At 52.1% G+C, this 21240-nt stretch carries 19 protein-coding genes; 14 read left to right on the forward strand and 5 right to left on the reverse strand.

All coding sequences use genetic code 11. The annotated features are described in order from the left end of the window. Positions 1 to 65 precede the first annotated feature (65 nt). The 6 genes from lon (at position 66) to WN56_RS12150 (ending at position 7469) form a co-directional block, all read left to right on the forward strand. On the forward strand, positions 66 to 2438 hold the full coding sequence (gene lon, locus WN56_RS12125) for an endopeptidase La (RefSeq protein WP_046075256.1): 2373 nt from the start codon (positions 66 to 68) through the stop codon (positions 2436 to 2438). Between the two features lie 188 nt (positions 2439 to 2626). Beyond that, positions 2627 to 2902, forward strand: a complete 276-nt coding sequence (locus tag WN56_RS12130; protein WP_046075257.1) for an HU family DNA-binding protein — start codon at positions 2627 to 2629, stop codon at positions 2900 to 2902. 167 nt (positions 2903 to 3069) lie between these two features. Further along, complete coding sequence (gene ppiD / locus WN56_RS12135) at positions 3070 to 4950, forward strand: peptidylprolyl isomerase (protein WP_046075258.1); 1881 nt, start codon at positions 3070 to 3072, stop codon at positions 4948 to 4950. Between the two features lie 162 nt (positions 4951 to 5112). After that, positions 5113 to 5415: a helix-hairpin-helix domain-containing protein gene (locus tag WN56_RS12140; protein WP_046075259.1), complete on the forward strand. Its 303-nt coding sequence runs from the start codon at positions 5113 to 5115 to the stop codon at positions 5413 to 5415. Between the two features lie 106 nt (positions 5416 to 5521). Next, positions 5522 to 6124, forward strand: a complete 603-nt coding sequence (gene yfbR / locus WN56_RS12145; protein WP_046075260.1) for a 5'-deoxynucleotidase — start codon at positions 5522 to 5524, stop codon at positions 6122 to 6124. Then, positions 6111 to 7469, forward strand: a complete 1359-nt coding sequence (locus WN56_RS12150; protein ID WP_046075261.1) for an anti-phage deoxyguanosine triphosphatase — start codon at positions 6111 to 6113, stop codon at positions 7467 to 7469. Before yfbR ends, WN56_RS12150 begins: the two co-directional genes overlap by 14 nt. 63 nt (positions 7470 to 7532) lie before the next feature. Here the strand turns inward: WN56_RS12150 and WN56_RS12155 are convergent, their stop codons facing one another. Together WN56_RS12155 and WN56_RS12160 are read right to left on the reverse strand one after the other, a co-directional pair. After that, positions 7533 to 8132, reverse strand: coding sequence for a tRNA-uridine aminocarboxypropyltransferase (locus WN56_RS12155; RefSeq protein WP_046075262.1), 600 nt, complete (start codon positions 8130 to 8132; stop codon positions 7533 to 7535). A gap of 91 nt (positions 8133 to 8223) precedes the next feature. Beyond that, a complete protein-coding gene (locus WN56_RS12160) occupies positions 8224 to 9444 on the reverse strand; it encodes a pyridoxal phosphate-dependent aminotransferase (protein ID WP_046075263.1) in 1221 nt (406 codons plus the stop codon). 270 nt (positions 9445 to 9714) lie between these two features. Between WN56_RS12160 and WN56_RS12165 the strand changes: the two genes are divergently transcribed. The 6 genes from WN56_RS12165 to WN56_RS12190 are packed head-to-tail and all read left to right on the forward strand — an operon-like array spanning position 9715 to position 16864. After that, complete coding sequence (locus tag WN56_RS12165; protein WP_046075264.1) at positions 9715 to 11013, forward strand: isochorismate synthase MenF; 1299 nt, start codon at positions 9715 to 9717, stop codon at positions 11011 to 11013. Beyond that, positions 11013 to 12776, forward strand: coding sequence for a 2-succinyl-5-enolpyruvyl-6-hydroxy-3-cyclohexene-1-carboxylic-acid synthase (gene menD, locus WN56_RS12170; RefSeq protein WP_046075265.1), 1764 nt, complete (start codon positions 11013 to 11015; stop codon positions 12774 to 12776). The genes WN56_RS12165 and menD overlap by 1 nt, the downstream gene beginning before the upstream one ends. Beyond that, complete coding sequence (menH, locus tag WN56_RS12175) at positions 12769 to 13548, forward strand: 2-succinyl-6-hydroxy-2,4-cyclohexadiene-1-carboxylate synthase (protein ID WP_046075266.1); 780 nt, start codon at positions 12769 to 12771, stop codon at positions 13546 to 13548. The genes menD and menH overlap by 8 nt, the downstream gene beginning before the upstream one ends. 54 nt (positions 13549 to 13602) lie before the next feature. Continuing rightward, complete coding sequence (menB, locus tag WN56_RS12180) at positions 13603 to 14469, forward strand: 1,4-dihydroxy-2-naphthoyl-CoA synthase (protein WP_046075267.1); 867 nt, start codon at positions 13603 to 13605, stop codon at positions 14467 to 14469. Between the two features lie 8 nt (positions 14470 to 14477). Beyond that, positions 14478 to 15467: an o-succinylbenzoate synthase gene (gene menC / locus WN56_RS12185; protein ID WP_046075268.1), complete on the forward strand. Its 990-nt coding sequence runs from the start codon at positions 14478 to 14480 to the stop codon at positions 15465 to 15467. Beyond that, positions 15464 to 16864, forward strand: a complete 1401-nt coding sequence (locus tag WN56_RS12190; protein WP_156146676.1) for an AMP-binding protein — start codon at positions 15464 to 15466, stop codon at positions 16862 to 16864. Before menC ends, WN56_RS12190 begins: the two co-directional genes overlap by 4 nt. On the opposite strand, the gene WN56_RS12195 is transcribed toward WN56_RS12190, so the two are convergent. Then, positions 16861 to 18723, reverse strand: a complete 1863-nt coding sequence (locus WN56_RS12195; protein ID WP_046075270.1) for an MFS transporter — start codon at positions 18721 to 18723, stop codon at positions 16861 to 16863. The genes WN56_RS12190 and WN56_RS12195 overlap by 4 nt on opposite strands. 111 nt (positions 18724 to 18834) lie before the next feature. Beyond that, entirely contained in the window at positions 18835 to 19230 is a 396-nt protein-coding gene (locus WN56_RS12200) for a TM2 domain-containing protein (RefSeq protein ID WP_046075271.1), read from the reverse strand. A 187-nt stretch (positions 19231 to 19417) separates the two neighbouring features. Here WN56_RS12200 and WN56_RS12205 point away from each other — a divergent pair, with 187 nt between their 5' ends. Continuing rightward, complete coding sequence (locus WN56_RS12205; RefSeq protein ID WP_046075272.1) at positions 19418 to 20278, forward strand: Tim44 domain-containing protein; 861 nt, start codon at positions 19418 to 19420, stop codon at positions 20276 to 20278. Positions 20279 to 20336: 58 nt separating this feature from the next. Here WN56_RS12205 and WN56_RS12210 read toward each other — a convergent pair whose 3' ends face one another. Beyond that, positions 20337 to 20603: a YkgJ family cysteine cluster protein gene (locus WN56_RS12210; protein WP_077638845.1), complete on the reverse strand. Its 267-nt coding sequence runs from the start codon at positions 20601 to 20603 to the stop codon at positions 20337 to 20339. Between the two features lie 164 nt (positions 20604 to 20767). Between WN56_RS12210 and WN56_RS12215 the strand changes: the two genes are divergently transcribed. Then, positions 20768 to 21208 (forward strand): YcgN family cysteine cluster protein, encoded by a 441-nt coding sequence (locus WN56_RS12215; RefSeq protein ID WP_046075274.1) that lies wholly within the window; start codon positions 20768 to 20770, stop codon positions 21206 to 21208. The last annotated feature ends 32 nt before the right edge of the window (positions 21209 to 21240 follow it).

Genomic DNA, 21240 nt, shown 5'->3' on the forward strand with positions numbered 1-21240 from the left:
GCCGTTGAAACCTGTCCAACAGACCCCATATACTCATAATCAGATTGAACGGAAGAGAGAAGCATATGAACTTGGAGCGTTCCGAGCGCATTGACATTCCGGTGCTGCCACTTCGGGATGTGGTGGTTTATCCTCACATGGTGATCCCGCTTTTTGTGGGAAGGGAAAAGTCGATACGCTGCCTTGAAGCGGCGATGGACAACGACAAACAGATTCTACTGGTTGCGCAAAAAGATGCCGCCACTGATGATCCAAGTATCTCAGATTTATACACCGTTGGGACGGTGGCAACCATTCTCCAGCTTCTTAAACTTCCAGATGGCACGGTGAAAGTGCTGGTTGAAGGGATGCAGCGTGCGCGCATCGATCAGTTTAGTGAAGATGATTTCTTCACTGCGCAGGCCGAGTATTTGACCACGCCAAGCTTGGATGAGCGTGAGCAGGAAGTGTTGGTTCGCACGGCGATCAGCCAGTTTGAAGGCTTTATCAAGCTCAACAAAAAGATCCCGCCAGAAGTACTGACATCCTTAAATGGTATTGAAGAGGCGGCGCGTCTTGCTGATACCATTGCTGCCCACATGCCGCTTAAGCTTGAAGACAAGCAAAATGTGTTGGAAATCGTTGATATTTCCGAGCGTCTCGAATACCTGATGACTATGATGGAGTCTGAGATTGACTTGCTTCAGGTTGAGAAGCGCATTCGTGGTCGCGTTAAAAAGCAAATGGAAAAGAGCCAGCGCGAGTACTACCTCAATGAGCAAATGAAAGCCATTCAGAAGGAGCTGGGTGAGCTGGATGATGCGCCGGACGAGTTTGAAGCGCTGAAGCAGAAAATCGAAGAATCAAAAATGCCGCAGGAGGCGCGGGAAAAAACCGAGCAAGAACTGCAAAAGCTGAAAATGATGTCTCCGATGTCGGCGGAAGCCACCGTGGTACGCAGCTATATCGATTGGATGATTAGTGTGCCATGGGCAAAACGCTCAAAAGTGAAAAAGAATTTAGCCCGCGCGGAAGAAGTGCTCAATGCCGACCACTATGGCCTTGAGCGCGTCAAAGACCGTATTTTGGAATACCTCGCGGTACAAAATCGGATGAAGAAGCTGAAAGGCCCGATTCTTTGCTTAGTGGGACCGCCAGGGGTGGGGAAAACCTCGCTAGGGCAGTCTATTGCTCGCGCCACTGGGCGTAAATATACCCGTATGGCGTTGGGTGGCGTACGTGATGAAGCGGAAATCCGTGGCCATCGTCGCACCTATATCGGCTCATTGCCCGGCAAGCTTATCCAGAAGATGTCGAAAGTGGGCGTCCGTAACCCGCTGTTCCTGCTCGATGAAATTGATAAGGTGTCGTCTGACATGCGTGGCGATCCCTCATCGGCGCTGCTTGAGGTGCTTGATCCTGAGCAAAACAATGCGTTTAACGATCATTATCTAGAGGTTGACTACGATCTCTCGGATGTGATGTTCGTGGCCACATCTAACTCGATGAATATCCCCGGCCCACTGCTGGATCGGATGGAAGTGATCCGCCTGTCTGGTTACACCGAGGACGAGAAGCTCAACATTGCTAAGCAGCATTTGATTGACAAGCAAGTGGCTCGTAATGGCTTGAAACCGCATGAGATCACGATTGAAGACTCGGCCATTGTCGGCATTATTCGTTACTACACACGCGAAGCGGGCGTGCGTAACCTTGAGCGCGAGATTTCTAAACTTTGTCGCAAGACGGTCAAAGAAATTCTGCTTAATAGCGAGCTCAAGCAAGTGACGGTGACGGATGAGAACTTGCAAGATTACTTAGGCGTCCGCCGCTTTGATTATGGTAAAGCGGATGAGCAAAACCGGGTGGGCCAAGTGACTGGGCTTGCTTGGACCGAAGTGGGTGGTGACTTGCTCACTATTGAGACGGAAGCGATGCCAGGTAAAGGCAAACTGACGCACACAGGCTCGCTGGGCGATGTGATGCAAGAATCAGTGCAAGCGGCGATGACCGTGGTGCGCAGCCGTGCTGAGAAGCTGGGTATCAACAGCGACTTTTACGAGAAGCGTGATATTCATGTCCACGTTCCAGAAGGCGCAACGCCCAAAGATGGCCCAAGTGCGGGCATCGCGATGTGTACTGCCTTGGTTTCAAGCTTAACCGGTAACTCAGTGCGGTCCGATGTCGCGATGACGGGAGAAATCACCTTACGCGGTGAAGTGCTCCCGATTGGTGGCTTGAAAGAAAAGCTACTCGCGGCACGTCGCGGCGGCATAAAAACGGTGGTTATCCCAAAAGAAAACGAGCGTGATTTAGAGGATATTCCTGCCAACGTCAAAGAGGACTTATCTATTCACCCTGTGCGTTGGATTGATGATGTTTTGACCATTGCGCTAGAGAATAATCCGCTCGGAATTGAGCTGGTTAACGCCGAAAAGAGTGACATGCAGCAAAATTAAGCAACGTAAAACGCTGACAGGCAGTAAAAGGCTTGTCAGCGTTTTTTTTGCTCGCTAACGTTGCTTTGACGCATTGCCTGCATGGGGCGGGCAAGCGCGCTTTCAACGTCTTTCGTCGACAAAGCGTCTGTTATTGAATACCGCAACATTGATAGGTTTGCGGAGATGTAATCTAAGGGGATGAAAAAGTGAATAAGTCGGAACTGATTGATCATATTGCAGAAGGTGCGGATATTTCTAAGGCCTCAGCAAACCGTGCATTGGATGCCTTCGTAGAGGCGGTGTCTGACACATTGAAGTCAGGCGACCAGGTCGCGCTAGTGGGCTTTGGCACCTTCTCTGTACGCGAACGCGCTGCACGCAAGGGCCGTAACCCACAAACGGGCGCTGAAATTGATATCGCGGCGGCCAAAGTACCTGGCTTTAAAGCGGGTAAAGCGTTAAAAGACGCCGTTAACGAGTAATCCTCGTGACTCGCTGCCGAATTATTCGCGTTTGACGGGGCGCTAGAGCTGCAAAGCCACTAACAACCGCGTATAATTCGGCGCACAAGAGCGTAAAGGCGCATCACATGATGCGCCTTTTTAGTTGAAAGACAACCAGCCCAAACCAGTTGGAGTACCGGCCAGTTATGATGGAACGTATACGCGAAGGCACCAATAGTCTTGCGGTGAAGATCATTTTAAGCCTTATCATCTTTTCCTTTGCTTTTGCCGGTGTCGGCAGCTATCTGGCAGGCGGTTCCAACCCGCCCGCTGCAACCGTCGGTGATAAAGAAATCAGCCGTGCAGAGCTCGATCGAGCTTATCAAAACGAACGTGCTCGTATGCAGCAACAAGCCGGAGAGCAGTTTAACCAACTGCTGGGCAACCCAGAGTATGTGAAGCGTTTTCGTCAAAACATCTTAGATCGAATGATCAATGACTTGCTGTTAGAGCAGGCGGCTAGCGAACTCGGTTTGCGTGTGAGTGATGCGCAAGTCAAAGCAGCGATTAGAGCGATGCCACAGTTCCGTCAAGGCGGGCAGTTTAATAACGATCGTTATCAAGCCGCTCTGCGCCAAACGGGCATGAGTGCCGATGAATTTGCCAACTATATGCGCACAGACTTAATGCGTCAGCAGCTGGTTAATGGCCTACAAGGCTCAGGCTTTGTCTTGCCCAGTGAGTTAGAGAATCTGTATCGCTTAGAGGCGCAAAGCCGCCAAGTGCGCACCATCACGCTCCCAGTGGCTGATTTTGCAGAGCAGGTATCACTAACGGACGACGAGCTGGAAGCATACTATCAAGCTAACCGAGACGATTATATCCAGCCTCGCATGGTCAAAGTCGCTTATGTAGAGCTCACGGGAGAGGGGCTGGCTAATGAGGTTCAGGTCTCGGATGAAGCCATCGCGACTTATTACCAAGAGAATCAGTCTCAGTATGGCTCACAAGAACGTCGTAAAGTGAGCCACATCCTGATTGAAGGGACAGGTGATGAGGCTAAAGCCAAAGCCCAGCAAGCGCTAGAGCGCCTGAATCAAGGCGCCGCATTTGCTGCTTTAGCGAAGGAAATGTCTGATGACACCTTCAGTGCTGAGCAGGGTGGGTCGCTGGACTGGATTGAACCTGATGTGATGGATCCGGCGTTCGAGAAAGCGGCGTATGCGCTGTCAGAGAAAGGCGATGTCTCTGGGCTCGTTCAATCTGACTTTGGCTATCATATTATCCGTTTAGACGATATTGATCCGGCGGATGTGACACCGCTTGCAGAGGTAAAAGACGATATCCGTACCGAATTGCAACAAGCGCGCGCGGCGGATCGTTTCTACGCGCAGTCTACCACACTGGCTGAAGTCGCTTTTGAAGAGGCGAATGGTTTGGAGCCTGCGGCTGATGCGGTGAACAGCAAGGTGCAGTATACCGATTATTTTGCGTTAGACGCGGCGACTGGCTTGATGGCTCGTCCTCAGATCCAGCAAGCACTTGACAGCTATGACGTACGTGAAAACGGGCTTAACTCAGAGTTGATTGAGTTGTCTGGTGAGCATGCGATTGTTGTGCGCCTTGATGATGTGAAGCCGGAAAAACAGCTTAGTTTTGCGGAAGTGAAAGACCAAGTTCGCGAAACGCTCGCCGCCGAGAAAGGCCAAGAGCAAGCAAAAGAAACCGCCGGTGACTTGATTGCCCAACTCGAAGAAAGCGGTGAGGTAACGGGGAGCGATTACACCTTCAGTGCCCCCATCACACTCAACCGTGTTTCTCAGCAACAAGCTATCGCTGAGCTGGCGTTTTCTCTGCCACAGCCAGCATCTGACAACGCCAGCTATGGCGTGACGCAAAACCGTCAAGGTGATGTGGTGGTTGTCGCACTGGATAAGGTGATGGTGCCTGAGGTGCCAGATATCAGCCCGCAAAGCCAAATGGCGGCGCGTGTTCAACGCGCGATGAGTAACATGTCACTGTCTGCGACCTTACAAGCGTTGCGCGAAGAGGTGGATGTGACTTACGCGGAGTCAGATACCCAGTAAGCGAGTGGGCAGCAGGAGTTCGATCTCTCTCGCACCCTCTTTGCTTGAGTAAGAAAAACGGCGCTAGGACTTTGTCCTGCGTCGTTTTTCTTTTATCGCTCACATGCAAATAGGCGAGCGCGGACTTAGGGTAAGGCTGACATTTCTACAAGGAGTGAAATCATGAAACACCTTTTATCCTGTCTGTTCTTTGCCCTTGCGTTGGTGACGGCGCCGGTGAGTTGGAGTGCTGATGAAAACGCCGTTCAAGCGACTGAGCAAGTTGAACGTCTTTCCGTTAACATCAATACCGCGAGTGAGCAGCAGTTATCAGAGCAACTCAAGGGGATTGGTCCGGCGAAGGCCAAGGCCATTATTGAGTATCGCCAAGCCCACGGTGAATTTAGCTCGCCAGACGCACTGATGGAGGTCAAAGGCATTGGTCCCTCAACATTGGATAAAAACCGAGACCTCATAAAGGTGTAACCACGCTCGCGCAAAGTGGTGTTTGGCGCTTTGCGCGAATAATACTTGTGTCTGCTGGCTTGAATGCACACAATGACAGCGATGTGTAGCATGGTAGCAGGATGCGATGACTCAAAAACAAAGCCACTTTTTTGCCCACCTTGCGCGAATGAAGCTGATTTATCGTTGGCCACTGATGCGCAATGTTTCCGCCGAAAATATCTCTGAACATAGTTTACAGGTTGCCTTTGTGGCGCATGCGTTAGCGTTAATCAATAACAAACGCTTCAATGGTCACTATCAACCCGAGCGTATCGCAGTATTAGCGATGTTCCATGATTGCAGCGAAGTGATCACGGGTGACTTGCCTACCCCAGTAAAGTACTTCAATCCATCCATTGCGGGGGAGTATAAAAAAATAGAGAAAATGGCCGAGAAAAAGCTTATCGCGATGCTGCCGCCTGAGTTACAAGAGGAATATAGCGGGCTAATAGACTCAGACCACATCGCGCCGGATGATTACCAACTGGTGAAACAGGCCGACACCTTATGTGCTTATTTAAAATGCCTGGAAGAGATTGCAGCAGGGAACCATGAGTTTGAGCAAGCGAAGAAGCGGCTGGAAGCCTCGTTAGAGAAAAGGCGCTCTCCGGCGAGCGATTACTTTATGGCCACTTTTGTGGATAGTTTTACACTGTCGTTGGATGAGATCAGTGATGATGGATTTTGACCTATCTGACGCCTGGCAAATTCGCCAGATGACAAATGAGCAGAAAAAGCGTCGTCATGATAAACGCACGGCGTACCAACGCGATCGTGCGCGGATTCTGCACTCAGCTGCCTTTCGACGCTTGCAAGCAAAAACCCAGGTGCTCGGTGCCGAGCACAGCGACTTTTATCGGACTCGGTTAACCCATTCACTTGAGGTCTCGCAAATTGGTACCGGCATCGTCGCTCAGCTCAAAGAGAAACAACCAGCATTTCGCCCACTGCTTCCGTCGACCGGTTTGATGGAAAGCCTCTGTTTGGCTCACGATATCGGTCATCCTCCTTACGGCCATGGCGGCGAAATCGCACTGAATTACATGATGCGCAATGACGGAGGGTTTGAGGGCAATGCGCAAACCTTTCGCATTGTCACGCTGCTTGAGCCTTATACACAAGATCATGGGATGAACTTGGCACGTCGCACCTTGCTTGGTGTGATGAAGTACCCCGCATTGATCAGTGCCGCTCACAATGGCAATCAGCCTGCGCCCGTTAACGACTTTCGCCATCTCAAAGCGCGGGAGTGGCAACCCGCCAAGGGCATTTATGATGATGATAAAGCGCGGCGAGATTGGGTGCTCGCGCCATTAAATGAGGCGGATCGCGCGTTATTTTTAGCGTTTCGTGATCATACGGCCACGGATCAACACCGCAAAACACGCTATAAATCACTCGATTGCTCCATCATGGAGCTGGCCGATGATATCGCTTATGGCGTCCATGACTTGGAAGATGCCATCGTGATGGGCCTAGTGACGAGGGAGCAATGGCAAGAGTCAGTAGCAAGCTATTTGGCAGAGTGTGGTGACCCATGGCTCGAGGCCAACATTGGTGAGCTAAGTGAGCAAATGTTTGGCCCTCCGTACGAGCGTAAGGACGCGATTGGCGCTCTGGTCAATACGTTATTGACCTCAGTGGAGATCGCGCCGACCAATCAAGATGGCACCCACAGTTTTACCTCTCCGCTATTGGCGTGGAATGCCTATTTGACTGAGGTCATGGCCGGTGTTTTGGAGGTGCTAAAGCGCTTTGTCAGTGAATTTGTGGTTAAACAGCCAGAGCTTCAGGTGGTGGAGTACAAGGGCCAACAGTTGGTCATGGAGTTGTTTGATGCCTTTGCCTCTGATCCCGAGCGTTTGTTGCCAACGGATTATCGACGCGATTGGCTGGCCGCCCGAGCGAACGGCCAATCAGGAATGCGAGTGATTGCCGATTACCTGTCGTCGATGACTGACAGCTTTGCGCAAAAGCTCCACAGCACCATGTTTACCGCCGCCAGTAATGGTCCGCTGTACGCGATTCGCTAGCGATCGGGGACGAGCGTGGGTGATGACGCCCTCAGTGTGCGGGACACTAAGCAAGTCGCTCGTTCAGTCGTGGCGCTTGCTCGCATTGGGTATAAAGGCGAGCTGGCGCTGAACGAGAAGGTCAAAACTGTCGAGCAACGGCTGATAGGGTGTGGGGTCGCCACTGAGTTGACTCAGCGCCATATAGCCGGCCTCGAGGGTGGACAGGGCACCCGGCTTCCGACTCTTACGAATCTGATATTGGCTTGGCGCACAGGCGTCAATACGGATACTCGGAAGTGCCTGTAAATTGGTCGACAACTGATACATTTTGTAGGCTTTTTTCCAGGTCCCATCCAGCAAAATAACCCCTTGTTTGGCACTCGCACCTTGGGCCGCCATCTCACTGAGTGCCATCGCGTTTTCACCGGGGTAGAGCACGGCATAAGTAATGTCCGGGTCCGCCAATAACGCATTCAGTTGGGGATGGTGGCTAAAATCTTCTCCGACGAAGGTCACGCTATGTTGTAGCGAAAGGCTCAGCAGGCAGGCACTGTTCTTTGGGTGCGAGACTTCATCAGGGTGCTGAAGCAGGATCACGGGATTGGGATTATCAATCTTGATGATGGCATCGCAAATGCAAATGGCGTGGGCTTTATGGCAGCGAGAGCAGTATCGAGACATACGAATAAGGGCGTTATAAACGGAATACGGTGATCAATAACATAACGCAAGCCGTGTCGCACGTGCTTGCGTTATCGACAGGTAACACCCACTAGCTCTCTTGGCTGTACCCGCTGAGAAAGCGTTCAAAGCGACTGATAGCCATCTCCAAGTCATCGACGCGCGGCAAGGTGACAAGCCGGAAATGGTCGGGTTGATGCCAATTAAAGCCCGTTCCATGCACCATGAGCACTTTCTCTTGCAATAAAAAGTCGAGCATTAACTTTTCATCGTTATGAATGTTATACCGCTTGGTGTCGATTTTCGGGAAGAGATAGAGCGCGCCTTTCGGCTTTTTACAGCTCACCCCTGGAATTTGGTTGATAAGCTCATAGGCTTTGTCGCGCTGCTCCAGCAACCGACCGCCGGGTAAGATAAGCTCGTTGATGCTCTGGTATCCCCCCAACGCCGTTTGAATCGCATGCTGCATCGGGACATTAGCACAAAGCCGCATCGATGCCAGCATCTCAAGGCCTTCGATGTAACCGCGTGCATGTTGTTTCGGCCCTGTGACCAGCATCCAGCCGGCGCGAAAGCCACAGACTCGGTAGGCCTTGGATAAGCCATTAAAGGTCAAGCACAGTACATCCGGTGCTAAGGTGGCGATAGAGTAGTGCTGCGTCCCGTCGTAGAGAATTTTATCGTAGATCTCGTCCGCAAAAATGATCAGATTATGCTGGCGCGCGATCTCCACCACTTGCAACAAAAAGTCGCGGCTATAGACAGCCCCTGTCGGGTTATTGGGATTAATCAGGACAATCCCCCGGGTGCTGGGCGTGATTTTACGTTTGATATCGTCTAAGTCTGGATACCAGTCCGACTCTTCATCGCAAAGGTAATGGACAGGCTTGCCCCCTGATAAAGATGCCGCCGCCGTCCAAAGTGGATAGTCAGGTGAGGGCACCAGTAACTCGTCACCATTATTAAGCAGGGCTTGCATGGCCATCACGATAAGCTCGGAGGCACCGTTGCCCAAATAGACGTCTTCAACGTCTAAGTCCATCAAGCCGCGCTTTTGGTAGTGTTGCACCACGGCTTTACGGGCGGAGTAGAGCCCTTTTGAATCGCAATATCCTTGCGAGGTGGGGAGGTTGCGGATCACATCCACCAAGATTTCATCGGGGGCATCAAAACCGAACGGGGCGGGATTACCGATATTCAGCTTAAGAATGCGGTGGCCCTCTTCTTCGAGGCGTTTCGCTTCTTTCATCACTGGACCGCGAATGTCGTAGCAGACATCATCCAGCTTGGCGGACATTCCAATAGGTTGCATTAACGTTCCTGTAAATAAAAAGGTGAAAATTGTTATTAGGCTTTTTTGGTAACTTACACTATTTGTTTGCCAATTCGAAAGACTTGGGCAGATAAAGTTTCACTGCCAGGAATGGCGCAAAAAAATCGACCAAGTTTGACAGATAACTGATCTAGCGCATATTTGTAAAAGACGCTCACAGGTAGACTGATAAGCAAGAATAACGTGCTACATAAAAGAGTACGGATTGACTTGCAAAGAGCACTGCCGCCTAGGCGGTTGGAGGATGTCGTGACTACCTTGATTCAAGCGGCTAATCATTTACAAAGCCAAGTAGCGATCAGTCAAGCGCCTGCACAATTGACCATGGCGTTTACTTGGCCAGGTGATTTGTCGCCCGTTGCTTGGTTGGATGCACAGCCTATTTACCCGAAAACCTACTGGCAATCACGCGATGGTCGTGAAGAGGTATTGGCACTGGGCGCTAGCCATCAGTTTTCTCAGCTACAAGCGGCCCAAGCCAGTCTGGTGCCTGACCAGCGCATTTGGGGCTGTGTGGCCTTTGATGATGCACCCGGCTGTGGTGATTTTTTCTTGCCAGTGGTTGAGCTCGTCAGGCGTGACCAGCAATGGCAGCTGAGTATTAATCTCACCACGGCGTGTGACAGCCAAGTGGTACTTAATCAGGTGATTTGGCAAGGCCGTCCTTTGGCGGCAGGGCAAGCGGTTGTCCGTGAAGAGACACATACCCCCAACCACGCTCAGTGGTGTCAATCTGTCCGTTGTGCGTTGACACACATGGAGCAGACCGCACTACAAAAAGTGGTGCTGGCACGTCAAACGCGTCTGTCGCTCAATGCGCCGATCAGTGCCGGCCAGCTGTTACAGCATAGCCAACAGCACAATGTCGAGAGTTTTCACTTCCTTTTTGCAACCGGCCCTGATGACGCTTTTGTTGGCTCAACCCCAGAGCGGCTATACCGCCGTCGCGATTGTCGTGTGACCACAGAAGCGGTAGCAGGGACAGTTCGTCGTGGCGCAAGCTTTAGTGAAGATCACCATCTTGGCGAGTGGCTATTAAGTGACACGAAAAACGTGCACGAGAATCAGCTGGTGGTGGACGATATTTTCGCCGGACTTCGCCGTCATGCGTTAACCATGACGGTTGACCCTGAACCGCATCTGATTGTGCTTCGCCATCTTCAGCATTTACGTCGTCGAATCAGCGCCATTATCGGGCCTGGTGTTGATGATACTGTGCTGCTCAGTGCCTTACAGCCCACCGCCGCGGTGGCCGGGTTGCCCCGTGAAAATGCGCGTACCTTTTTAGCCGAGCAAGGCATTGCACGTGGCCGTTATAGCGGTGCGGTCGGTTATCTTTCTCAGCGTGAAAGCCAGTTTTGTGTAGCAATACGCAGTGCACAAGTGACAGAGAATACCGTGGACTTATATGCCGGCGCCGGTATTGTCCCTGGCTCGGATCCAGATGCTGAGTGGCAAGAGCTGGACAATAAGCTCACGACTCTCCGTCAGTGTTTGCCTGCTTGCACGGTGCCTGAAAAAGACGCCATCAGACTCGGAGCCTGCTAATGTCGCTTTCTCTCACACACACCTGGGCAGAGGTTGTGATAGAAGAGCTATCGCGCCTAGGCGTCAGGCATATTTGTGTCGCGCCCGGTTCACGTTCCACACCTTTGACGCTGGCCGCGGTGAAACAAAGTCAGCATCCCCAACGTCCGGTGACAATCCACCGTCACTTTGATGAGCGCGGGCTGGGTTACCTTGCCCTTGGTTTGGCCAAGAGTGTCCGTGAGCCTATCGCGGTGATTGTGACCTCAGGCACCGCGGTGGCAAATTTGCTGCCTGCCGTGGTGGAAAGTGGCTTAACCGGTGAACCGTTAGTGATTCTTTCTGCTGACCGCCCGTTTGAATTAATGGATTGTGGCGCGAACCAAGCGATTACCCAATCAGGCCTGTTTTCTTCTCATGTGACCGCTGAATTGGCGCTTCCGGCGCCGACTGCTGAGATCCCTTTGCCGGCGTTACTCACCAAAGTGGATCAGCTACTTGCACGTCAGGCTGAGCAAGGGGGGAGCGTCCATATTAACTGTCCGTTTCGTGAGCCTTTTTATGGCAATCGCGATGAGACAGAGGAGGAAAAGCTTCGCGAGTCTGTTGCCCACTGGTGGCAAAGCGGCCAGCGTTATACCCGCCACCATCAAGCTCGCTGTTCTGCGATGCCTGAATGGCCGCCTTGGTGGACGCCGGCTGATGGAGGACCACGAACGGTAATTGTACTTGGTGCCGTGCCAGAGGGGCTGTCCGAGGCCGTGGAGCGGTTAGCGAGTGCGCTTCATGCCATTATCTTGGCCGATCCACAGGCAGGGGTGGCGAGCAGTGCACCTGGCTACGATCTGTGGCTTAACCATCCCGATCTTTTCCAGCAATTGAATCAAGCCCAATGGGTAATTCAGCTCGGTGGGCGGTTGGTGTCTAAACGCCTTGGCCAATGGCTGGCGCAAACGCAAGCTCACTACTGGCTGATCAGCGAACACACACAGTCACTTGCCCCTCATCATTTGTCTGTCGAACAGTTTGTCGTGCCGCCGTCCCAGTGGCGGTTATGGTTAAACGCATTGACTGATGCTGTCGACAGTGCACATTCTGACGCGATAGCTGATTCGACGCATGTGAGCGCGTGGCAATGCGCCCTGGTCAACGGTGCCAAGTATCAGATGCAACTGGCAGCCGCCGCCATACCGACTTCCCCTTTGTCGGAACACAATGTCTTTCAAACTCTGCCGGCGATGTTACCTCACCAAGCGGATGTTTTTATCGGTAATAGCTTGGCGATCCGCTTAGCGGATATTTGGTCTCACCTTGCTCACCATCGGGTATTTGCCAACCGTGGCGCCTCGGGCATTGATGGTTTACTCGCCTGTGCCGCTGGGGTGCAGCGATACCGCGCTCAGCCAATGTTAGTGGTGTTGGGTGATACCAGTGCACTTTACGATCTTAATAGCCTCGCATTATGGCGGGAGACGTCTGCGCCGGCCGCCATCCTTATCCTGAATAACAATGGCGGTGGCATTTTTGATGCGCTGCCGGTTGATCAAACCCTTTGTGATACCTACTACCGGATGCCGCATGATCTAGGTTTTGAACACATCGCGGCGCAATTCTCTTTGGGTTTCCATCAACCCGTGACCCCAGATGATCTCGTGCGAAGCGTGAGTCAGGCACTCACCACCCCTGGGGCTGATGTGATTGAAGTGGTGACACCGGCCGGAGAAGCGGGACAGGTACTCAGCGAGTGCTTAGCTGCCATGGCAGCCAGGGGGACACATGCTTAGTTACCAACAAGGCGGCGATCGGCATGGAAAGAAAGTGGTGTTTCTCCATGGTTTTTTAGGTAGCGGAGAAGATTGGCGTACGGTGACCGATAAAATGCACCATTGTCATTGGCTGTGCATTGATTTGCCTGGTCATGGTAGCAGTGTGAGCTATCAAGCCGTTGACTTTGCCACGACAGTCGCAGCAATACGACAAACGTGTTACCAGGTGTGGGGGCATCAAAAGGCATGTTTAGTCGGATACTCGCTCGGCGCGCGCCTTGCCATGCATCTTGTCTGCACTCACCCCAGTCTTTGGCGCGCGGTCTTCTTGGAAGCGGGTCACCCAGGTTTTGCGGATAGCCACCAACGACGCAAGCGGCTGGCACAGGATAGCCAGTGGGCGGCGCGCTTTGCGCATCAAACCCTGTCAGAGGTGTTAAACGATTGGTACCAGCAAACCGTCTTCCAGTCACTCACATCTGACCAGCGTACCGCTTTAGTGCTTGAGCGGGGAAATAATCACGGCCCCGCCGTGGCGAAAATGCTGTTGGCGACCTCTTTGGGCCGCCAGGCGAATTTACGCGCGGGGCTGGGTGAAGCCTTTCGACAAGGCGTCACGATTGACTACCTTTGTGGAGAGCACGACAACAAATTTACCTCACTTGCACATTCACTATGGCAACACACCGGGATCCCCGCCACGCCGATAGAAGGGGCAGGGCACAACAGCCATGTTGAAAATCCAGATAGGTTTGTGCAGGTACTCACGCAAAGTCACGCACTCGCTTGACTTTTTATCTTTATGACGGGCTTTGTCCCAAGCAACCGAGGAAGGGGAGACACTATGGCTGTCACGCCGGGAATGACAGAAAAAGAGCTTTACGCGCCGATTGAGTGGGAACCGACTGAGCATGCGTTTAGCGATATCCTATACCATAAATCCGCCGACGGTATCGCTCGGATCACCATTAACCGCCCTCAGGTACGCAATGCATTCCGGCCACAAACGGTAAAAGAAATGATGCAAGCGTTGGCTGATGCGCGCTATGACAGCCGAGTGGGCGTGATTATCCTCACTGGGCTGGGAGAGAAGGCGTTTTGTTCCGGCGGCGATCAGTCCGTGCGGGGCGACTACGGCGGGTATCAAGATGATGAAGGCACGCACCATTTGAACGTGCTGGACTTTCAGCGTCAGATCCGCACCTGCCCCAAACCCGTCATTGCCGCTGTTGCAGGCTATGCCGTCGGTGGTGGCCACGTATTGCATATGATGTGTGATTTAACCATCGCCGCCGACAACGCCCAGTTTGGGCAAACGGGTCCCAAGGTCGGCAGCTTTGACGGTGGCTGGGGGGCGTCTTATATGGCACGGATTGTGGGTCAGAAAAAAGCCCGTGAAATCTGGTTCTTGTGCCGTTTCTACAATGCGCAAGAAGCCGTAGACATGGGATTGGTGAACACCGTTGTGCCACTGGATGAGCTTGAGCGAGAGACAGTGCGTTGGTGCCGGGAAGTGCTCCAACACAGCCCCATGGCGTTGCGCTGCTTAAAAGCGGCGTTGAATGCAGACTGCGATGGGCAGGCAGGTCTACAAGAACTGGCCGGTAACGCCACCATGATGTTTTACATGACCGATGAGGGGCAAGAAGGGCGCAATGCCTTTAATGAAAAACGCCGCCCTGAATTTGATCGTTTCCCACGAAATCCATAGAGGTTACTATGAGACAGGCACGGATTTATCACTACACCTTGCCAGTCAATGCCGGTTTATTTGTCCGTGATCAGCCGTTAACGGAGAGAGAGGGCTTGGTGGTTGAATTAAGCGAGGGAGCACAACGTGGTTGGGGCGAAGTGGCGCCGCTCCCCGGTTTTAGCCAAGAAACCTTTGCTGAGGCACGTCATGCGTTAATTGCTGCCACCGCGGTTTGGTGTGATCATCGTAATATTGCCATGCCACAACTGCCTCCTTCTGTGGCATGGGGGCTAAGTATCGCGCAAGCCGAGTTAGACAAGCGTTTGCCCACTCAGTCAGGCTTTCGTCATGTGCCCGTGTGTACGGGGGATCCTGATGCCTTGTTGGTGACGCTGGGGCAACAACCGGCGGGCCAGCCTTATGAGGCAAAAATTAAAGTGGGGGAGTATGAGGTCGCCCGCGATCGGTTAATGATAGCGACCATGTTAGAGGCGTTGCCGGATTTGAGGCTGCGCCTTGACGCGAACCGTCGTTGGCAACCTGAGCAACTTGCCAGCTTTTGGAATGGGCTCAGTGAAGCCCACCAAGCGCGAATTCACTGGATTGAAGAGCCTTGTCGCGATCCTAACCAATCGCTCTTACAGGCACAGGCATTAGGCTACCCCCTGGCTTGGGACGAGAGCTTAATCGATAGCCAAGATATGGCGTTGCTTGAAAACGATCGGGTCTCGACCTGGGTGATTAAGCCCAGTTTACTCGGCGATCTGGCCACCATTGAGCAATGGGTGAGTCGGGCGCATGCGTTGGGCAAAACGGCGGTGATTAGCTCGGCATTAGAAACCAGTTTGGGCTTAACGCAATTATCACGATTGGCCGATTGGTTGACCCCAGGTGTCGTGCCAGGACTTGATACATTGGGGATTTATCAGCATCAACTCGATCGCACTTGGCCAGGGGCGTCGCAGCCATTGATCCCACTCCACGACCAGCCACTCGTGTGGATAAACACCTTGTGAGTCAACGCATGTTTGGGTTTGATACGTGGCCATGGCGCCATTGGGCGGCTGTAGCACCGAACGCGAAAGCGATTGATAGCGAGACGCCGCTCACATGGGGTGCACTCAGTACGCTCGTGGATGGCCAGCAAGCTCGACTGGGTGAGGCGCCCATTGTGGTGCTCGACAGCGCATTGTCACAAAGGGCGCTGATTGTGGGGATGCTCGCGGCTTGGCAGGCGGGGAAAAAAACGCTGGTATTGAATCAATCTTTAAGTGACGAGGTGCAAGCCTCCGTGCTGAGTCAACTTGGCGTCTATCAATTTTTGCCTGACCGCTCGTGCCAACCGCGTTCCAATGTGCTGCCCATTGCAACCCATTGGCAACCCGATAAGCCTCTGACGTTAACCTTAACTTCCGGGTCAACCGGTACGCCTAAGGTGATTGCTCACGCGGCTCATCAGCATCTCGCCAGTGCTGCCGGTTTAACCCAAATGCTGCCTTTTTTGGGCTTGGCGGATAAGACGACCTCTCTAGAAAACCGCGTCGATCGTTGGCTCTTATCGTTGCCACTGTTTCATATATCCGGCTTAGCCATTGTATGGCGTTGGTTGTATAAAGGCGCACAGCTGGCTATCTATCCATGTCGTGGGGAAAGCATGGCATCGGCGCTCACACATGTTAGCCACGCCTCGTTAGTGCCCACGCAGCTCTATCGCGTGTTGCCTGCACTGAGAAAATGCCCAGATACTTCCACCTTATCTCACGTGTTGCTCGGTGGCGATGCGATTTCAAGTGCACTGACGGAGCAGGCAGAACAACAAGGGATAAGCTGTTGGTGTGGGTATGGGATGACGGAAACGGCATCGACGGTCACCTTAAAGCGAGCCGATGTACAGGATGATGTGGGCACCATCTTGCCCTATCGCGATGTGATGGTGGCGGATGACGGTGAGGTAATCCACCGCGGGGAGACGTTAGCCTTAGGGGTTTGGCAAGCGGGCGCATTGCAACCGCTTGATGCGTCCAAAGGACTGGCCTCGCGCGATTTAGCGAGTTGGTGTACAGACGTTCACCCGCCGACGCTACGTATCATCGGGCGTAAGGATAATCAATTTATCTGCGGTGGGGAGAACGTTCAGCCCGAGGTGATTGAGGCACACTTGCAACAGTGTGCCGAGATCCGTCAGGCCATGGTCGTTCCGGTTGACGATCGCGAATTCGGGGCGCGTCCGTTGGCGATTATCCAGAGTCGGTGCCTTCTCAACGCCCAGCAGCTGGCTGACTATTGTCGGCGCTTGCCCGCTTATCAACGCCCGGTCGCGTTTTTACCTTGGCCATCTTTATCACCCGAGGCGGGGATTAAACCGTCTCGAGCGCAATTAACCCAATGGGCTCAACGCCAAGCGATTGACTAAGGTCGGTCGGCGCGCAGGCGAATGACTTCATTGCGCATATGCTCTGAGGTCGCTTGCTCAGGCTCAACGGCTGGACCGGCGACGACGGTGACTTTAGACCAAAACCGCTTGGGCAGTTTTAACATGGCTTTCCCGCCATGACGGCTAAAATAGCTGCCCCAAAGGCCCTGTAACGCCATCGGTACCACAGGCACCGGAGAGCGTTGCAAAATCATATCCATCCCGCGGCGGAATTGGTCGATTTCGCCGTCATAACTAAGATGCCCTTCTGGGAAAATCAGTACCACTTCGCCATTATCAAGCGCCTTTTGAATCTCGTTCATGGCGGCCCGGATCGTGCGGCCCCGATGGCTAATGGGGATCACTTTTGAGGTACGGAAGAACCAATGTAGCACGGGTAATTGATATAAATCTTCAAACATTACAAAGCGGATAGGGCGATGACACGCGCCAGCTAACAAGAGCGCGTCCATATAGCTGACATGGTTACAAATCAGCAAGGCACCGCCTTTTTCAGGAATATGGTGTAAGTCTTGGTGTTTTACTCGATACAGGGTATGGGTGACCATCCAGGTAAAAAAGCGCAAGGCGAAAATCGGTACCAGCTTGCTGACATAGATAGCCACCAAGAAGTTGAGCACCGCCAATACTAAGAAGAATTCCGCGATAGATAACTCAACCACGACCAAGAGAGTGATACCGAGTATCGCACTGACCACCATAAACAAGGCATTGAAAATATTGTTGGCGGCAATCACACGCGCACGCGCGGCTTTATCGGCGCGTTGTTGCATCAGGCTGTACAGTGGCACAATAAAAATCCCGCCACACACGCCAATCATCAATAGGTCGATAAACACCCAGGTCAGGGCTGGATCAGTGATAAAAGCAAGCAGGTTGCTATGAAGGGTCGGGGCCGCCGGCGTGGCAAAAAACAAATGTAAGCCAAAGCCGGTTAATCCTAAACTGCCCAAGGGGACAATGCCGGGCTCGATACGATGACCAGAAAGCTTATCACACAGCAATGCTCCCACAGCGATGCCAACAGAAAACAAGGTGAGCAGAAATGATACGCCAATTTCACCGCCACCGATCGAGGCGGTGAATTTGGGAAACTGGGTTAAATAGCTGGCACCTAGAAACCAAAACCAGCTGATCCCGAGAATCGCTTGTAAGGTGACCTTGTCTTTACGCGCGAAACGCAGCGTTTGTCGCATTAAAGCAACGGGTCGGTAACGTAAATTGAGTCCAGGGTTACCCGCGGGGGCGGGAGGGATGGCATGGGCAGACATGACGCCGAGCAACGCAAAACTAAATACGGCTATCCCAGATATCAGGTTAGAGTCAGGGTGATGGGCAATAAAGCCCGCCAGCAAGGTACCGAGCAGAATCGATAAAAAGGTGCCGGTTTCCACCAAGGCATTGCCTGAAACAAGCTCTTTGTCATTGAGCGTTTGTGGTAGTAATGCGTATTTCACCGGGCCAAAAAAAGCCGATTGGGTGCCCATCAAAAAAAGTAAGCCGAGTAACACATTCCAAGCGTGAAAATACAGCGCGACAGCGGCACTCGACATGATCACCACTTCTAACCATTTCACCCGTCGCATAATAAGGGCTTTGTCGTATTTGTCTGCAAGCTCGCCAGCAAAGGCAGAAAACAAGAAAAAAGGCAGAATAAACAGCCCAGCAGCGGCGTTGATAAACAGCGTGGCATCCATCGGCAGTTGATCGGCCGAGGCGAACGCGACCATGATCACCAACACATTCTTATAGACGTTATCGTTAAACGCGCCCAATGCCTGGGTAATGAAATAAGGCAAAAAACGTCGCTCGCGTAAAAGCTGAAACTGTTGGCTCATTTAGGCAGATCCATTTCGCGTTGCAATAAGCGACTTATACTAGCAGCGAGCGAGGTATGCGCAACCTTGAATACGTTGCGCATCATTCAGTTAGTTGTTAAACAAGGAGGACTAAGAGAATTTTTGCATGTTTTTAATCGACACTTGCTCATTGAGTGTCCAAAAATCATACAGCACACCAATTAAGAAAAAGCCACCGGTAAATAGGTAAATAAAGCCGGTGATCCATTTACCCATGTACATACGGTGAATGCCAAACACACCCAGAAAGGTCAGTAATAGCCAGGCAATGGTAAAATCCGTGGGGCCACTGCGAAAACGGAGATCGGCTTCTTTATCCATGGAAGGAATCAAGAACAAATCCACAATCCAGCCAACGAAGAACAGGCCTAGGGTGAAAAACCAGAGGGTGCCAGTTACTGGTTTTCCATAGTAAAACCGGTGGGATCCGAGAAAACCAAAGATCCAGAGTAAGTAACCAACAAATTTACTGTGGGTATCATTCATGGCTTGGTCCTATTGCAGTGAAAAGAATACTAATGGCTTGGAGTGCCTGCGTGGCAAATGGTTCCTACTGACGCCAAAACAGTGGTGTTTGGATGACGTTTGGTAACAATTATTCCCGCTCTGCCAATTGACTTCACCACCAGAGACTCTAGCATGATAACGGTCTTAAACCACAGATGATGCGATGATGAAAAAATTACTCTCTGTTGCAGCCTTGATGGTTGTCTTTGTTGTGACAGCGCCTTACGCAGAAGCGAAACGCTTCGGCGGCGGCAAGTCTTTTGGTAAAAGCTTTAAAACCGCGCCTGCGCCAAAAAATACCACCACTAATACCAACACCCTCAAACAGAATACCTCGAAAACAAGTAAAAAAGGGCTCGCCGGTGGTTTACTCGGCGGTTTGCTCGCCGGTGGTTTGTTGGCCGCATTCTTCGGCGGGGCGTTTGAGGGTATCCAATTTATGGATATCTTGATTCTGGGCCTGATCGCCTACTTTGCCATGAAGTTTCTCCGCGGGCTCACCCAAGCCAAAGCAGGGGCTCAGGCGCAAGGGCCGGCCTACGCGGGGCAACACAAAGGTTATTACCATGAAAAGCCTCATGCATTTCGACAAAACGCGGCAGGCACAGGCGCGACGTCAGGTGGGTTTGGGGGCATGCAAAACGATGTGCCATTTAACTTTCCGCCTCAGTTCGACATGCAAAGTTTCTTGAGCGGAGCCCGTGAGCATTATCGGATTTTGCAAGGAGCATGGAACCATAACGAGCTTGAGAAAATTCAAGAGTATGTGACGCCTGAGCTTTATAACGATCTCGCGGCCGAGCGTGCACGATTGGGCAGTGAACAACACACTGAAGTCATGTATGTGGATGCCGAGATTGTTCGCGCCGATTATGACAGCCGCAGGGCACAATTGAGCTTAAAATTCACCGGTCGTTATTGTGACCGCGTGGAGGGGATCGAAGAAGATATTACGGATATCTGGCACTTAGAACGTGACTTAAGCCAGCCCAATGCGCCTTGGTTGATTGTGGGGATCCAAAGCTAACAGCTCGTGGTGAAACACGGTGATACACAAAGCGCTGGCTAAGGTAAGCCAGCGTTTTTTATGTCGCCGCTTCCAGATAAATAAGGTTATCGAGCGCTTGCTGGTACGTATCACCACATACCTCGGGATCTGCATCGAATGCGGCACACACCTCGGGGCGGTCGTCGGATCCAAACAGCTGACAGAGGTTGCGTTCATCCAGCTGTACACAACGGGTATTAGCAGGTTTACCGTTTGGCATACCGGGGATCGGTGACGAAATGCTAGGCGCGATACAGCAAGCGCCGCAGCCAAGACGGCACGAAAATGGCGATGAAGTTGGCATCATCATAGCCTCCGTCAACGTGCAAAGTCGGGCACTCTACCACTCACTTTTGGACTATCCAACCCACGCAAAGGCTTGCTTGCACTTTACGGCTATGATGGTTATAACAAGCGCGCAATGTCGTTGCCGTGAAAAGGCGGCAATAAAAAAAGAGATTAAACATCATGAGCACGCCTTTTTGGCAACAAAAAACCTTGGCACAAATGAGTGATGAGGAGTGGGAGTCACTCTGTGACGGCTGTGGCCGCTGCTGCCTACACAAATTGATTGATGAAGAGACAGACGAGCTTTACTACACCAATGTCGCCTGTAGTTTGCTCGATGATAAAACCTGTTCGTGCAAAGATTATCCCAACCGCTTTTCGTATGAAGAGTCATGTTTGAAGCTTACCCGCGATAAGATTGATGAGTTTTATTGGTTGCCGGAAACCTGTGCCTATCGCTTGCTGGCTGAACATAAACCCTTACCCGAGTGGCATCCGCTGATCACAGGATCAAAGGCGGCGATGCATAAAGCGGGGATCTCGGTAAAAGACAGCGTGGTGTATGAAATCGATGTGATTGATTGGGAAGATCATATCCAGCTGACTCAGCAACGGCGATAACCCCAGCACGATAACCCCAGCACATTGTCACC

Source organism: Salinivibrio sp. KP-1 (assembly GCF_000968645.1).
Classification (GTDB): Bacteria; Pseudomonadota; Gammaproteobacteria; order Enterobacterales; family Vibrionaceae; genus Salinivibrio; species Salinivibrio siamensis.

Excerpts from the sequence above, each read along its gene's own strand:
- WN56_RS12140 (WP_046075259.1), top strand. The coding sequence starts at position 5,113 with ATGAAACACCTTTTATCCTGTCTGTTCTTTGCCCTTGCGTTGGTGACG.
- menC (WP_046075268.1), top strand. The coding sequence starts at position 14,478 with ATGAGACAGGCACGGATTTATCACTACACCTTGCCAGTCAATGCCGGT.
- WN56_RS12215 (WP_046075274.1), top strand. The coding sequence starts at position 20,768 with ATGAGCACGCCTTTTTGGCAACAAAAAACCTTGGCACAAATGAGTGAT.
- WN56_RS12150 (WP_046075261.1), top strand. The coding sequence starts at position 6,111 with ATGATGGATTTTGACCTATCTGACGCCTGGCAAATTCGCCAGATGACA.
- WN56_RS12200 (WP_046075271.1), bottom strand. The coding sequence starts at position 19,230 with ATGAATGATACCCACAGTAAATTTGTTGGTTACTTACTCTGGATCTTT.
- yfbR (WP_046075260.1), top strand. The coding sequence starts at position 5,522 with ATGACTCAAAAACAAAGCCACTTTTTTGCCCACCTTGCGCGAATGAAG.
- WN56_RS12155 (WP_046075262.1), bottom strand. The coding sequence starts at position 8,132 with ATGTCTCGATACTGCTCTCGCTGCCATAAAGCCCACGCCATTTGCATT.
- menD (WP_046075265.1), top strand. The coding sequence starts at position 11,013 with ATGTCGCTTTCTCTCACACACACCTGGGCAGAGGTTGTGATAGAAGAG.
- ppiD (WP_046075258.1), top strand. The coding sequence starts at position 3,070 with ATGATGGAACGTATACGCGAAGGCACCAATAGTCTTGCGGTGAAGATC.
- lon (WP_046075256.1), top strand. The coding sequence starts at position 66 with ATGAACTTGGAGCGTTCCGAGCGCATTGACATTCCGGTGCTGCCACTT.
- WN56_RS12160 (WP_046075263.1), bottom strand. The coding sequence starts at position 9,444 with ATGCAACCTATTGGAATGTCCGCCAAGCTGGATGATGTCTGCTACGAC.
- menH (WP_046075266.1), top strand. The coding sequence starts at position 12,769 with ATGCTTAGTTACCAACAAGGCGGCGATCGGCATGGAAAGAAAGTGGTG.
- WN56_RS12210 (WP_077638845.1), bottom strand. The coding sequence starts at position 20,603 with ATGCCAACTTCATCGCCATTTTCGTGCCGTCTTGGCTGCGGCGCTTGC.
- WN56_RS12195 (WP_046075270.1), bottom strand. The coding sequence starts at position 18,723 with ATGAGCCAACAGTTTCAGCTTTTACGCGAGCGACGTTTTTTGCCTTAT.
- WN56_RS12205 (WP_046075272.1), top strand. The coding sequence starts at position 19,418 with ATGAAAAAATTACTCTCTGTTGCAGCCTTGATGGTTGTCTTTGTTGTG.
- menB (WP_046075267.1), top strand. The coding sequence starts at position 13,603 with ATGGCTGTCACGCCGGGAATGACAGAAAAAGAGCTTTACGCGCCGATT.